The sequence below is a fragment of the Streptococcus oralis genome (assembly GCF_015561235.1).
In the GTDB taxonomy this organism is placed as follows: domain Bacteria; phylum Bacillota; class Bacilli; order Lactobacillales; family Streptococcaceae; genus Streptococcus; species Streptococcus oralis_BK.
This window is the reverse complement of record NZ_JADMTC010000001.1, coordinates 511,240-524,686: the sequence shown is the minus strand read 5'-3', so window position 1 is coordinate 524,686 and position 13,447 is coordinate 511,240. Positions and strand designations below refer to the sequence as shown.

At 32.8% G+C, this 13,447-nt stretch carries 14 protein-coding genes; 11 read left to right on the top strand and 3 right to left on the bottom strand.

Annotated elements, in window-relative coordinates:
- The first annotated feature begins 122 nt into the window (after positions 1 to 122).
- From I2H52_RS09785 to I2H52_RS02695, 5 genes are all read left to right on the top strand, one after another.
- Positions 123 to 257 carry a hypothetical protein gene (locus tag I2H52_RS09785; RefSeq protein WP_000159742.1) on the top strand — a complete coding sequence of 45 codons (135 nt, stop codon included), beginning with the start codon at positions 123 to 125 and terminating at the stop codon, positions 255 to 257.
- Positions 232 to 549 (top strand): hypothetical protein, encoded by a 318-nt coding sequence (locus tag I2H52_RS02710; RefSeq protein ID WP_004241321.1) that lies wholly within the window; start codon positions 232 to 234, stop codon positions 547 to 549. Before I2H52_RS09785 ends, I2H52_RS02710 begins: the two co-directional genes overlap by 26 nt.
- On the top strand, positions 542 to 1,663 hold the full coding sequence (locus I2H52_RS02705; protein ID WP_195594080.1) for a DUF2800 domain-containing protein: 1,122 nt from the start codon (positions 542 to 544) through the stop codon (positions 1,661 to 1,663). The genes I2H52_RS02710 and I2H52_RS02705 overlap by 8 nt, the downstream gene beginning before the upstream one ends.
- 4 nt (positions 1,664 to 1,667) lie before the next feature.
- The gene (locus tag I2H52_RS02700) at positions 1,668 to 2,213 is read left to right on the top strand and encodes a DUF2815 family protein (RefSeq protein WP_000208941.1); all 546 of its coding nucleotides are present in this window, start codon (positions 1,668 to 1,670) and stop codon (positions 2,211 to 2,213) included.
- A 332-nt stretch (positions 2,214 to 2,545) separates the two neighbouring features.
- Positions 2,546 to 4,501, top strand: coding sequence for a DNA polymerase (locus I2H52_RS02695; RefSeq protein ID WP_195594078.1), 1,956 nt, complete (start codon positions 2,546 to 2,548; stop codon positions 4,499 to 4,501).
- A 41-nt stretch (positions 4,502 to 4,542) separates the two neighbouring features.
- On the opposite strand, the gene I2H52_RS02690 is transcribed toward I2H52_RS02695, so the two are convergent.
- The gene (locus I2H52_RS02690) at positions 4,543 to 5,142 is read right to left on the bottom strand and encodes a hypothetical protein (protein ID WP_195594075.1); all 600 of its coding nucleotides are present in this window, start codon (positions 5,140 to 5,142) and stop codon (positions 4,543 to 4,545) included.
- A gap of 422 nt (positions 5,143 to 5,564) precedes the next feature.
- Here I2H52_RS02690 and I2H52_RS02685 point away from each other — a divergent pair, with 422 nt between their 5' ends.
- From I2H52_RS02685 to I2H52_RS02670, 4 genes are all read left to right on the top strand, one after another.
- Positions 5,565 to 6,461 carry an ABC-three component system protein gene (locus I2H52_RS02685; protein ID WP_142321380.1) on the top strand — a complete coding sequence of 299 codons (897 nt, stop codon included), beginning with the start codon at positions 5,565 to 5,567 and terminating at the stop codon, positions 6,459 to 6,461.
- The gene (locus I2H52_RS02680; RefSeq protein ID WP_001059494.1) at positions 6,454 to 6,891 is read left to right on the top strand and encodes an ABC-three component system middle component 2; all 438 of its coding nucleotides are present in this window, start codon (positions 6,454 to 6,456) and stop codon (positions 6,889 to 6,891) included. The genes I2H52_RS02685 and I2H52_RS02680 overlap by 8 nt, the downstream gene beginning before the upstream one ends.
- 5 nt (positions 6,892 to 6,896) lie before the next feature.
- The gene (locus I2H52_RS02675; RefSeq protein ID WP_195594072.1) at positions 6,897 to 8,699 is read left to right on the top strand and encodes an AAA family ATPase; all 1,803 of its coding nucleotides are present in this window, start codon (positions 6,897 to 6,899) and stop codon (positions 8,697 to 8,699) included.
- An 88-nt stretch (positions 8,700 to 8,787) separates the two neighbouring features.
- The gene (locus I2H52_RS02670) at positions 8,788 to 9,960 is read left to right on the top strand and encodes a hypothetical protein (protein ID WP_195594070.1); all 1,173 of its coding nucleotides are present in this window, start codon (positions 8,788 to 8,790) and stop codon (positions 9,958 to 9,960) included.
- Positions 9,961 to 10,013: 53 nt separating this feature from the next.
- Here I2H52_RS02670 and I2H52_RS02665 read toward each other — a convergent pair whose 3' ends face one another.
- Positions 10,014 to 11,534: a DNA methyltransferase gene (locus I2H52_RS02665; protein WP_045615956.1), complete on the bottom strand. Its 1,521-nt coding sequence runs from the start codon at positions 11,532 to 11,534 to the stop codon at positions 10,014 to 10,016.
- A gap of 157 nt (positions 11,535 to 11,691) precedes the next feature.
- On the opposite strand from I2H52_RS02665, the gene I2H52_RS02660 reads away from it, so the two are divergent.
- Both I2H52_RS02660 and I2H52_RS02655 read left to right on the top strand, forming a co-directional pair.
- Positions 11,692 to 12,381, top strand: coding sequence for a LexA family transcriptional regulator (locus I2H52_RS02660; protein ID WP_195594068.1), 690 nt, complete (start codon positions 11,692 to 11,694; stop codon positions 12,379 to 12,381).
- Between the two features lie 122 nt (positions 12,382 to 12,503).
- The gene (locus I2H52_RS02655) at positions 12,504 to 12,812 is read left to right on the top strand and encodes a DUF5960 family protein (protein ID WP_000080422.1); all 309 of its coding nucleotides are present in this window, start codon (positions 12,504 to 12,506) and stop codon (positions 12,810 to 12,812) included.
- Positions 12,813 to 12,853: 41 nt separating this feature from the next.
- Here I2H52_RS02655 and I2H52_RS02650 read toward each other — a convergent pair whose 3' ends face one another.
- Positions 12,854 to 13,432: a hypothetical protein gene (locus tag I2H52_RS02650; RefSeq protein WP_195594065.1), complete on the bottom strand. Its 579-nt coding sequence runs from the start codon at positions 13,430 to 13,432 to the stop codon at positions 12,854 to 12,856.
- Positions 13,433 to 13,447 lie beyond the last annotated feature (15 nt).

Genomic DNA, 13,447 nt, shown 5'->3' with positions numbered 1-13,447 from the left:
CCGGAATTCAATTATCTCTTTTTACCTATACAGGTGTAAGAATTAGAAATCGAATAGAAAAATATTTTTGAAATCCGGAAATTCTAAAGTGATTCTTACCTATAAAGATAGGAGGATGTGAAATGACAAAAGAACAATTGATTGAACACGATGAAGAATTAGTAGATACACTAACTGCCATCAGTGTTATCTCAAAACAACTAGCTAAAAAAATCAAGGAGGACGAACAATATGAGCAAAATGAAACAACTGAATGACTTATTAAATGAAATGAAGGAATCAGCAAAGTGCCAGTTAAGAATTATAGAAGAGTTTCAAGAACTATTGTCTGAGGAAAACACTTCTTTAAATCACGAAAAAGTTATGGAAGAACCAAAACCTGTTACTCTTGAAGAACTTCGAGGTGTGCTTGCTACAAAAGCTAGTGAAGGATTTAAAGATGAGATTCGAGCTTTGCTAAAAGCTTATGGTGCTGATTCACTTTCAAAATTAGATCCTAAAAACTACTCAGCTTTAATGGAAGAGGCTGGAGGTATTGGTATTGACTAATCATGCTGTATTATCCGCTTCTGCTTCTCATCGTTGGCTAAATTGTCCACCATCAGTAAGATTAACCGAAAAACTAGAAGATAAGGTATCAACGTATGCTTTGGAAGGAACAGATGCCCATGAGTTGTGTGCCTATTTAGTTGAGAGTGCACTTGGACGTAAGGCGCGTGATCCTACTGAAAACTTAACTTTCTATAATGAAGAAATGCAACATTGCGCAGAAGAATATCGGAACTATGTAGTTGAACAGATAGAAATTGCAAAAACATATTCTAGAGATCCAACCGTTCTTGTTGAACAGCGACTAGATTTCTCAAAATGGGTTCCAGAAGGTTTTGGTACAGGAGACTGTATTATTGTAGCTGATGGTTTACTCCAAATCATCGATTATAAACACGGTCTCGGTGTGCTGGTTGATGCTGATCATAACCCCCAAATGATGTGCTATGCTTTAGGTGCTTTAGAAATGTTTGAAGACTTATACAGTTTTGATAAAGTGACAATGACTATTTTCCAACCACGAAAGAATAATGTCTCAACATTTGAAATGGACAAAGAAAAACTACTACACTGGGCTGTAACTGAACTAGCTCCTAAAGCTGAACTAGCTTTCAGAGGTGAAGGAGAAATGAAATCAGGAAAACACTGCCAGTTCTGCAAAATAAAAAGCATCTGCCGCAAACGTGCAGAAGATAATCTAGAACTTGCCAAGATGGAATTTGCTGATCCTGCTACTCTCAGTAATAAAGATATATCGGAGATTTTACCAAAAATTGAACTATTGATAACATGGGCTAACGATGTTAGAAATCATGCTTTAAATCTAGCTACAAATGGCCATACAATCCCAGGTTACAAGCTAATTGAAGGACGTTCTATTCGAAAATTCTCAGATGAAAATAAAGTAATTCAAACAGTAACTGCTGCAGGATTTGACCCCTATGAAAAGAAATTACTGAACATTACTGGGATGACTAAATTGCTTGGAAAGCAAGCCTTTAATGAGCTTCTTGGTAATCTAATTATTAAACCAAATGGAAAACCTACACTCGTTCCAATTGATGATAATCGTCAAGAAATGAACCTAGCAAAAACAGATTTTATAGAGGACTAAACTTATGACAACAAAAGTAATTACAGGAAAAGATACACGTTTTAGTTATTTAAACGCTAATGAACCAAAAGCTATTAATGGTGGTAAACCAAAGTATAGCGTGTCACTCATCATTTCAAAAGATGATGTTCAAACTATTGATAAAATTAAAGCAGCAATTGAGCAAGCCTATAAAGAAGGTGAATCTAAACTAAAAGGGAACGGAAAATCTGTTCCATCCCTAGAAGTTTTGAAAACTCCACTTCGTGATGGCGACTTGGAACGTCCTGATGATGAAGCTTATCGCAATGCTTACTTCGTAAATGCGAACTCTCCACATAAACCTGGTATTGTTGATGCTAACCGTCAAGAAATCATTGATACTTCAGAGTTATACTCCGGTATCTATGGACGTGCCAGCATCTCCTTCTACGCTTTCAATTCAAACGGAAATAAGGGAATTGCTTGCGGTCTTAATAACCTGCAAAAATTGCGAGATGGTGAGCCTCTGGGAGGTCGTACAAGTGCTGAAGATGACTTCGCTACAGACGATGATGATTTCTTAAACTAAGAAAGGAGATATGAAAGATGATTTTTTCAATTTTTATGACTATCTTAATGTCAGTTTGGCTATTCACTGGACTATATGCTGCATTTATGACAATTCGAGATGATATCCGATCAGAAAAAGAGAGAAAACAAAAAATGGTGAATGCAAATGACAATAATTGAATTCCTATGGACTGTTGCATCTTGTCTCACAATCGCTTTACTCAGCCATCTTTTATATGTTAGTATTCGCAATGACATCAGATATGAGAGAGAACGATTCTTTAGTCGCAGAAATAAACACTAAAACATGGTGGCAGTTCTTTCTGCCACCTTTTTAAGAAAGGATGAATTATGCAAATTAAAGAACTATCAGTAGACATAGAAACATATTGTGATGTAGACCTACGGAAAACTGGAGTCTATCGATATGCGGAAGATGAATCTTTTGAAATCCTTCTTCTAGCAGTATCTATCAATAATGCTCCTGTAATTGTTTATGACCTAACTAAGGATGAACTTCCAAATTTCATCCTACAAGCCTTAATTGATGATACAGTCATTAAATGGGCTTTCAACGCAACATTTGAGCGCATTTGCCTGTCTAATTGGATTAAGAAACATTACCCTACCTTACTTAACGAGAACTTTTTATACCCAAACTCTTGGCGATGTAGCATGATTTGGTCTGCTTATTTGGGATTGCCCTTGTCACTTGAAGGTGTAGGTACAATTCTTAAACTTAGTGAACAAAAACTAAAAGTTGGGAGTGAATTAATTCGCTACTTCTGCCTTCCTTGTAAACCCACAAAAATAAATGGTGGTCGAACACGTAATTATGAAAATCACGCGCCAGAGAAATGGAAATATTTCATCGAATATAATAAACGAGATGTAGAAGTTGAACTAGCAATCAAAAAAAGGTTGCAAAACTTCCCAGTTCCTGACTTTGTATGGGATGAGTACCACCTTGATCAGAATATCAATGACTGCGGTATTGGAGTTGATGTTGACTTTGTCCAGTCAGCTATCAAAATTGATGCAGAGAGTAAAGCAAAAATCCAAGAAGAATTGAAAGCTTTAACAGGTCTTGAAAACCCCAACTCCGTTCTACAGATGATTGGTTGGTTACGTGAGCACAATATTGAAACAGACTCACTCGATAAAAAGACTGTAAATAATCTTTTACAAAAAGTTGATGATAAAACAGCAAGGGTTCTAAAATTACGTCAGCAATCAGCGAAGTCAAGTGTATCCAAATATCAGGCAATGATGAATTGTGTTTGTAAAGATGGACGTGTAAGAGGAATGTTCCAATTTTATGGAGCAAACCGTACTGGGCGATGGGCTGGACGACTGGTACAACTTCAAAACCTACCACAAAACCACTTAAAAGATTTAAATGAAGCGAGAATACTCTTTCAGTCTGGAGATAGTGATACTGTTGAACTTCTCTACGATGTTCAGGACACACTGTCACAGCTTATTCGAACATCTTTTATTCCTAGTAAGAAAAAGAAATTTATCGTTTGTGACTTTTCTGCTATTGAAGCTCGTGTTCTATCCCATCTTGCAGGTGAAACGTGGAGAACTAAAGTTTTTAATAAAGGAGATGATATTTACTGCGCCAGTGCCAGTAAAATGTTCCACGTTCCTGTAGTGAAACATGGAGTTAATGCACACTTACGTCAAAAGGGAAAGATTGCAGAGCTAGCGCTAGGCTATGGTGGTTCTGTAGGTGCTCTTAAAGCAATGGGAGCTATTGAAATGGGATTAGCTGAAGAAGAACTACAACCTCTTGTTGATTCATGGCGAACAGCCAATCCTAACATTGTCCTTTTATGGTGGGATATCGATAAGGCCGTCAAGACTGCTATCAAGGAACAAACCAAAACGGAAAGTCATGGAATTCTATTCAGTGTAGAAAAAGGAATGTTATTTATTACTCTCCCATCTGGACGAAGATTAGCTTATGTGAAACCAAGAATTGGGGAGAATCAATTCGGAGGTGAATCGGTAACTTATGAAGGGACCGGTTCTGCAAAACACTGGGAAAGATTGGAAAGTTATGGTCCAAAGTTTGTAGAAAACATAGTTCAAGGAATTAGTCGAGATATACTAGCCCATTCGATAAAACAACTAAAAGACAAGAAAATCGTTGGTCATATTCACGATGAGCTTATCATCGAGTGCTTGCCAAAGCAAAATCTAGATGAAATATCTAATCAAATGTCCATTTCTCCAATCTGGATGAGAGACATCAATCTACGAGCTGAAGGGTATGAATGTTACTTCTATCAAAAAGACTAAAGAAAAATCCGCATCCTTAATAGGATAGCGGACTTCTTTTATTATTGGTTTAATTCTCTGTAGACTTCTTTAGCCATTGCTTGAGCTTTCTTAATAGCTTCATAACCTTGAGTCTTTTTCATTCCAAGTGTAGAAATAATATCTTGTTTTGCGATATCCATATTCTCATAAATAAGTCTTAGGATTTTACCATATTTCTTATTTCGACGTTCTACTTCTTCTATCAGTTCACGAATTGTTTCTAACATCATAATAATCTCTTCGTGAGAGTCTACTCCAGTAGGATCGAAACCTACTTCTTCGTTATTAGACATTTTATCCAACATCTCATCTAAAGATAAGTCATTACCTTTAGTAAAACGATTAAGATACTCGTTAACATCCATATTGAAGATTTTAATGACATTGTCAAAATCCTCAATAAAGACTGGTACAAAACCTACAAGTACAGCTTTCCCATAAAACTTAAATGTTTTTAAGTTTTTAGGGTTAATATCTTTGCTCTGTCTCATTTCCTTATCTCTAATTACAAAAGGAGCAAGAACTTGATTAAGTGCACAAGGTACATCGTTATATGCCTTTTCACTTTTATAGCGATCTGGAGTGTATTTTGAATTGCGTTGTTGTTCATTAATTGGCATGTCTTGTCACCTATTCCTTCGTTCACAAAGGAATAACTCATGCCAAAAAAACTATTAAATTTTATTTCTGACCACATCAGCATTTCCTTTGCTAAATCATGGTCAGTCGACTTCACAGACTGAACTGCTATTCACAACTTCCACCTTTGAAGTCAGAGGCCGTGATCAAGGGCAAGGTTTCGGTTGGATAGTAACTTTGTAAACGCACTCATTATAAAATTACAAAACCTTATTTTTCTGATATAATTATTAGTAAATAAATCTATATCTAGGGAGAGGTTTACATTACAAAGTATACTTTATTTGTAAGTTTAACCTCGTATGGTTTCGGAGGCTTTCGGATACTATCGGAAAAAAGGAGGTGATAATGAGTGCAATTTGCAGAATTCCTTAATTTGCTATACGTCAACATAGGGGGAGAGATGTCGAAAAGTGAATTTCTCAATACACTAATTGAAAATTCAATCGAGAATCCTGATGATAATCCCCTCTCCAATTTGGCGCCCGATACAATTAATAGGTATTTCTCGCCATCCGGCAATACAATATCTAAGAATAAAGCTAACAAGCTTATCAAAATTATTCAGCTCTCTGCTCTTACAACTCATATAGAAAATCAATTAACAGTCGACACCATTGATAGACTAGCTGATACCTTACATCAATATGGGCTCTATACAGATGATTCTGAACTGGAAATTTCTGAAATTTGTGCTCAACTTTTTCTTAATTTTTTGCAAGGAAAAGTAGGTATCCAAACTTTTAAAAAAGAACTGCCATCTGTTGGTGAAATTGAAATTACAAAAGTCCGTTATGAAAATGGAAAAATAGTTATTGGCTCACAGTATCTTCAGTTACCAGAAAAAGGACCTATTCCTGATTCTCTAGTTGAATTTGAAGATGTTTACAGTAAGCAACTTTTAATTGCATACTCTGAAAATGATGGTAATCCAAAAACAGATTATTACAATGTCCAAAATCTCCCCCAAAAGTACAGAAATCACTTACATGATCAAAGAGTGAATTTCTTCAACGCTGATTATGTATTACGGGCTATTAGAGACGGCTTTAAAGATAGTGAACAACAAATTGCACTACTAAAGCAAGAAACCTATGATTCAATTAGTGATATTCTGTTTGAAGATTACAAAACTTCATTCAAAAAAGTTACTGAAACACTCAAACATATCACAACGGTTTCATTTTCAAAACCTGAGATAACACAAATCCAGAACTTCATTGGTAACTCTGAAAAGAAAGGTCTTTGTCATTCACTAGTAAACGATGGCAAATTTAACTGGGTAGATGATAATGAATAATATATTTGATACTACTTCAGAAGTAGCTATGCAATGTTTAATCACAATTAATTGCCTAAATAAAAAAAGCCTATCACTCGATAGACTTTGGTTAATTAATTTTTTAAGCTTATATGCTAAGGATTTCAAATTTAGTGAAATCAACCTGTATGGAGATAGCATTTATTCTTCAGTACAATTGACTGTCAGGCATGAAAAAGTAAAAAAAGCGATTCTACTATTGGCATCAAAACATCTTATAAGATTAGATGAAGGGAAAATAGGTAAAATTTCTATAACTCAAAAAGGTCAAGATTTAGTCGACAAACTGAATTCTGATTTTGCTAGTTCCTATAAGGTAGTTACCAATAGCATCTACAATACTTTAAAAAATATGAGTGATTTAGAATTGCTCGCATTTACTCATGAACATATTCTAAATAAGGAATGATTATTATGGAAGCATCTTACTTGAAAAAGTTAACTGTAACTGGAATACATAAAAAATCTGAAATAAATTTTAATAAAGGACTTAACATTATCACAGGACCTTCCAATGTCGGGAAAACCTGCATTGTTAAGTGCATTGACTATCTTACTGGTAGCTCTTCTCTCCCTTTTTCTCCTTCAACACACTACAATACCATTACTTTAGAAATTTCAGTTGACGATAGTCTAGTTATTTTAAGTCGAAACCTCGAAGAAGATACCATTATTGTTGAATCTACACTTCCAAGTATTCTTTCAGGGGAATACTACTCAAAAAACAAGAGTAAAAACAAAGAGCCAATAAGTAATGTCTGGCTTCAAGTTTTTGGAATTACTCCTCCAGTTACAGTGGTTAAAAATAAAAACTTTAAGACACAAAAACTTGGGGTTAGAACCTTTATAAATTCTTGGATAATTCATGAAAATGATATGAATCGTCCTACATCAATTTTACTACCTCAGATGCCAAACCAACGAACAGCTTACCTATCAGCACTTCTTTACTTGCTTTATGGAAAAGATTTTTCTGAAATCAAGAAACAAGAATCAGCCGAAGAAAGAAAAATACGACATGACTCTGTAAAAAACTATATTAGCTCAAAGATAGTCCAGTTTAATGAGCATCACAATCGACTAGCAAAAGAATTAGACCAAAAATCAGTCATAGATATTGAAACTGAAATTGATCAACTATCAGAAAAGTTACATAACTTGCGAAATACTCTCACTAGTACAAATTCAAAACATGAAAATCTACTGCAGCAAATTGCAAAAATTGATTCTGAACTATCTGAGAAATCCGTATTACTCAATCGTTTCAATGAACTTTCAAGTCAATATCAATCTGACTTCAATAGATTATCGTTTATTGTAGAGTCACACAATGAATTAGCAAATGTAGCAGACTCAGCTTTATGTCCCGTCTGTAATAATCACATCAATCAAGATTCATTGGAACATCATCTTGACTCTTTCAGTGAGGAATTGACCACTTTAATTAGTAAAATTGAAACTCTAAACAAAACGAATACTGATTTACAACAAAATATTTCAGTACTATTAGAGTCAAAAACTAATCTTGAACTGCAAAAGAAAATGATTTCAGCTGAAATTGATAATATCTTGCTACCTGATGAGAAAAAACTTTCCTATAGAATTCAGCAGTATAAATCATACATCAAAACAAAAAGTGATATTGAAACTATAAATAAATTGGTAGAAAATTGGTCTCAAGATATTGATGATTTAGAAAATGAGAAGAATGAAAAAGTCGAGTATCTTCCCAAAGACGAATACCCAGCTCAGTTTTGGCAGTATATGACTAAAAATATACAATCAATCCTAGCTGAGTGTGCTTTTGACAAAGCCAGCTTTAGTCGTTTTGATAGGAAAGAATTTGATATTATGCTAATGAATGAGAAGAAGATTGCCCGATATGGTAAAGGTTTTATTGCATATTTAAATACTGTTGTAGTTTTAGCTTTAAGAAAAATATTCTCTCAACAGGCTCAATATAAACCATTCTTCTACATTTTTGATACTCCTCTACTAGGCTTAGATGAAGGGGAAAAAAATGATACTCCAGAAAGTATGCAAATTGCCTTATTTGAATACTTTAAGTCTTCAGCTTACGAAGGACAACTAATCGTCATTGAAAACTCTAGAAATCTACCAAAGCTTAATTATAATGACATTAATTATATTGAATTTACAAAAAATCATAGGTATGGGCGCTATGGTTTCCTGAATGGGGTTGATGATGAACAATGATTTGAATAAACAAGTACCAATTCTATAAAAAAGCAACCATTAAGCTAGTTATAACTAAAATATATTAATCATTTTTGAGGAACTTACCATGAACCTATACACCACAATGCATAAAGAATTTGAATCAAACAAAGACTTAATAGAATTTTCTAGAAAATATGAAAGAAGTATAGATCGTTTTTTAATGATTCGAAGTATGAATAAAAAATACATCCTAGATTTTTATAAGGAAAATAAAAAAGAAGTGGAATATTCTAAAGAATTTGATTTAATGAATGCACTGTTTAATTCTGATTTTGAAACCTCTATTATTGAAAAATTCATTTTAGAACAGCGAAATAAATTAGTTCTTGAGCGTGAAAAAGAGGCTGAAGGACTTAACGAGCTATTATCTCAAATCCCTATTCATAGTGCAGGAATCAGAGATGACAAGGTCGATTCTCTGCTAAAATCATTCGTTAGAAATAAAAATATAAAAGAGTTTCAGATTCTAGAAAATGAACTTGACAATAATCTATTAACAAAGGTACGAAACTACGCTCTTTGGTCTTTTTATAATCAAACCGCAAATGACTTGATTGAACTAACATTAGTAAAACATCCCAATGTCATACCTACGCTTAGAAAAATTCACGATATTGACTTTTTTGTAAAGATTGAAGATAAATTAATTCCTTTCGACCTTAAAATAACACATATCTCTGATGACTATTTTAACCTATTCTCAAAAGGGGTACATGAAAATACAGATGGATTTGATGACTTTATCCCAATAGAATCCGATGAAAAAAGCGAAAGCGAAAAGATTAAAAATATCTATAAGGCGAATAAAAAGAGACTATCTCTTCCTAAAATGGGAGGGTTGAAAACAAACCAATTAATACAAGAGCTGAAAGAAAAAGACAGTGATCCAGTGATATCCAAATTTTTATCTGAAATTACAGAAGCTAGAAAACAAATCGTTATTTCTACCATTGAAAATACAAAAATATTGGAATGGTGGAACTATAAATACCAAGGTGAACGATTGTTTTGTAATAATAACCGTTTTTTCATATTTCTTACCTATTTGGACAAATTTCAAGATGCTAGAAAATTGAAAGGGCATATCAGTCAAATCTCTGATAAAATTAATGAGCTCTTAAATAATATTACTTTAAATAAAGTTAATACTATCCAATATCATTATGAGAAGGAAAAAAGTTACGAAAAGGATTACACTGTCCAAGCTATGTCGATAGTTTATGTTAACGAAAATTAGTCACTAAATTTCAAAAGTGGTCTGACTAACTTTTAGCCGGACCACTTTTGAATTTACGTATTTTTGATTGACCACACTTCATCAAAATATGCTACTTCAGATAAATGAGAAAAGATATTTGAATCTGTTACTGTTATACCTAAATTTAAAAATTCTTTTAAGAATTCAACAATTATAGAATTAGTATCTTTATGTCCTAATTCTATAACTCTAATAAATAAATCTTTTATTAACTGATTTTGTTCCTCTAATGTTAACTCAGATCTCCTATTTAATCCCTCCCTTTTTCTACAAACAATTAAAACATCACCTTTTATTGTATTCTTTCTATTTAATTGTCTTGGCGGGAATGTTTTTTGAGTTAATAATTTACAATCTTCTACTTCAAATCCATGTTTAAATAACGAATTTGTTATTGAAGACCATTCAAATCCAGATAATGAATGATAGGTGAAAATAAAATATTTATCTTTCTTTAAAACCCTATATATTTCAGAAATTGCTTGATCGATATCAATTTGAAATTGTTCCTTACTTTTTTTACGAAGTTTACTATCAGATATCACTATCTCATTTTCATAATCAACATTAAAGTTTAACCATAAATTCCACAAAGCACTTTGTTCAAAATAAGGAACGGCATCTCCATAAGGAAAATCTGTAAAAACTAAATCTATAGAATTTGAATTTATTAACAAGTCTTTAGCATCAAAACTCTCTATCTTTATCTTTCCTTTTGGAAATAAAGTAGAATACTCTTCCATAAATTCTTTTTTGCCATTTACTACTTTCCTAACTCTATTAAAAAAATAATGAAAAACATTGTTTTCCAAATAAGTTGGTCCAATATAAAAGCCTGTCATCCATGCGCCTTGTGACATATCTCCCCTACTTTTAATCGGAGGAACTAATTTAGAACAATTTGCTAGATTAGATGTAAAGGCAAGTAATAAAGCATCCTTCTCTTGAGAATCCTCAAAATTATTAATTATTGAAAGAAGACGCGCATGACATGATAAACTTCGTACATCAAATAAGTCTGATACCTTCATATCTACTTTTGCAGATATTCTAGAATTAGGAATTAAGGTATTGTTTGGGAACCAATCTCCTATATCATAATTTTCTTCCTTAACTTTCAAATTCTCGATATAAAGTTCTGATGGTACGACTTCAATAAGTTTATTATCATCATTTTTTATCTTTATTTTCTTTACTCTACCATTATTATCCCTTAATGTCGTTATTACCTCTTTTCCTTCATAGTAAAACCACTCTTCTCTTAACAAAATTGTTTTATCATAAATTTCTTCAATCATTTTGTCTAATTTCGAAAAATCAATACTTGTTGATGTTAATACTTTTGTTATAAAATTTGAAATTGGATTTAAATCATTAGAAATCGCATTGCGACCATTCAAAATAGCTTCACTAGCAAAACTACCGTAACCAGCAAATGGATCTAATAAAATATCACCCTCACTACTATATTTTAAAATTAAATCTTTCAGTTCACCAGCTGGTTTTTTCCCCCAGTATTTATGCATCATGTATTTCTTATTTCTCTTATCCATTATAGCCTCCCTATCTTTTTGTTTAATACATTAGTCATAAAAAAATTGTCAAATTAAATTATATCACAAAAAAGTCATTAGCTAAATCTTGTAAATCTTTCAAAAATTTGATAAAATTTTGTTGTTCTATTAAACAACTTACAAGGAGTAGTATACCATGTTTTCAGAAATAAGTCTAAAGAAAAGAAGACTTGAGAAAGATTTATCGCAGGTAGAAATTGCAGAAATGCTCAGCATAAATAAATCTTCCTACAGTAGTTGGGAATCTGGACGTGCCAAGCCCAATCAAAAAAATCTAGCAGCACTTGCTAAAATCTTAGATGTTGATGTAACCTACTTCGAGTCTGAGTACAATATTGTCAATAACTATCTTCAGTTGTCTCCTGATAATCAAGCAAAAGCTGAGGAATATGTTGAGGAATTACTACTTTCACAACAATCCTCAAAAGTCACTCCACTCTTCTCAGTGCAGGTACTATCAGATATCCAACTTTCTGCCGGTCTTGGAGAATTTTTATTTGATGAATATGAAACTGAAACCGTCTTCTCAGATGAAGAACAGCTTGGATATGATATCGCTACTTGGATTAGTGGTAAGTCTATGGAACCAATCTATCAAGATGGTGAAGTAGCTCTTATTCGTTCCAGTGGATTCGACTATGATGGTGCAGTATATGCTCTATCGTGGAATGATTCAGTCTTTATCAAGAAACTTTATCGTGAAAAAGAGGGTTTTAGAATGGTATCCTTAAATGATAAGTATCCAGATAAGTTTATTCCTTATGAAGATGAACCACGCATTGTTGGCAAAGTCGTAGGTCACTTTATGCCTGTAATTGGAAGTTAAAACATATACAGGCATTATAGCAAATATTTCAAATAAGCAAGTACTGCTTAAAACACCAAGTAATTACGGGAACATTCCAATTTCAGACATCACCAATATCCAGTTAAAATCGGAGGGAAATCATGAGTCAGCTTGAATTTCATAAAAATGAATTGCAAATGGATTATTTCAGCAATAGCTATCGTAAGTTTGAGACAGACTTCTATAAATATTCTGCGTTAGACACACCTTTAACTTTCTTAACAGATGACATCATGCTTACCATGGCTAAATCTATGAAGAACTACTTCAAATTAAATAAAGAAAATGCCAAAGATAATCGTGATCACTACTTCATTTTTAATATTGAAACTGTGAAAGAAAGTAAGTTGACTAGGAAGTACTCCTATCAGAAAACTGTTACAAATATAAATCAAGGAGCAAAAAACTGATTTGCTCCTTTTTTATATCCAGAAATTTAATTCTCGCCTTCTTAAACAGCATCAGAACGATATATTGTTTTTTGAAGATTTAGATAATCCATCAAGTTAATAACTTTATTATTTTCTGCCACTTCTGAAATAGTATCAGTCTCAAATCCATTTGCTTGAGCAAATAGAATTGTATAATCATATACAAGATCAAACAACTCATCTATTTCAGAGTTTAGTTTCAAAGAAAGTAGTTCTTTTTGATTATCCTGTAAAAATTTTAAGAAATTATCAACCTCTTCTTCACTTACTTCTCCTTTTTGTGCTAATTGAATGAAATGAACTAGCTTTTCTATAAGTTTCTTTACAATCTTCTTATATCTATTTGAAATAAATGCATAATAACCAACACCACCAACAGCTAGAACAGTTGCACCAATAGCTGTTACTAGCACATATTTATTTTTTGCAAGGCCTTTAACGACCTGTTGAGCTGGTTCTCCTGCCTTTACCTCTTTTAGATGCTTTACTATATGGCCGGATGAATTTCTGATTATTGAACCATAACGTTTATAAATTCCAGAGTCTAATCCTTTCTGAATATTTAATGGAATTTCTATAGTAACTTGATTTAATGACATAATTATAACTTACCT

Bases quoted from the DNA above. Each gene is read 5' to 3' on its own strand.
- I2H52_RS09785 (WP_000159742.1), top strand. From the start codon at position 123: ATGACAAAAGAACAATTGATTGAACACGATGAAGAATTAGTAGATACA.
- I2H52_RS02710 (WP_004241321.1), top strand. From the start codon at position 232: ATGAGCAAAATGAAACAACTGAATGACTTATTAAATGAAATGAAGGAA.
- I2H52_RS02700 (WP_000208941.1), top strand. From the start codon at position 1,668: ATGACAACAAAAGTAATTACAGGAAAAGATACACGTTTTAGTTATTTA.
- I2H52_RS02695 (WP_195594078.1), top strand. From the start codon at position 2,546: ATGCAAATTAAAGAACTATCAGTAGACATAGAAACATATTGTGATGTA.
- I2H52_RS02690 (WP_195594075.1), bottom strand. From the start codon at position 5,142: ATGCCAATTAATGAACAACAACGCAATTCAAAATACACTCCAGATCGC.
- I2H52_RS02685 (WP_142321380.1), top strand. From the start codon at position 5,565: ATGTCGAAAAGTGAATTTCTCAATACACTAATTGAAAATTCAATCGAG.
- I2H52_RS02680 (WP_001059494.1), top strand. From the start codon at position 6,454: ATGAATAATATATTTGATACTACTTCAGAAGTAGCTATGCAATGTTTA.
- I2H52_RS02675 (WP_195594072.1), top strand. From the start codon at position 6,897: ATGGAAGCATCTTACTTGAAAAAGTTAACTGTAACTGGAATACATAAA.
- I2H52_RS02670 (WP_195594070.1), top strand. From the start codon at position 8,788: ATGAACCTATACACCACAATGCATAAAGAATTTGAATCAAACAAAGAC.
- I2H52_RS02665 (WP_045615956.1), bottom strand. From the start codon at position 11,534: ATGGATAAGAGAAATAAGAAATACATGATGCATAAATACTGGGGGAAA.
- I2H52_RS02660 (WP_195594068.1), top strand. From the start codon at position 11,692: ATGTTTTCAGAAATAAGTCTAAAGAAAAGAAGACTTGAGAAAGATTTA.
- I2H52_RS02655 (WP_000080422.1), top strand. From the start codon at position 12,504: ATGAGTCAGCTTGAATTTCATAAAAATGAATTGCAAATGGATTATTTC.
- I2H52_RS02650 (WP_195594065.1), bottom strand. From the start codon at position 13,432: ATGTCATTAAATCAAGTTACTATAGAAATTCCATTAAATATTCAGAAA.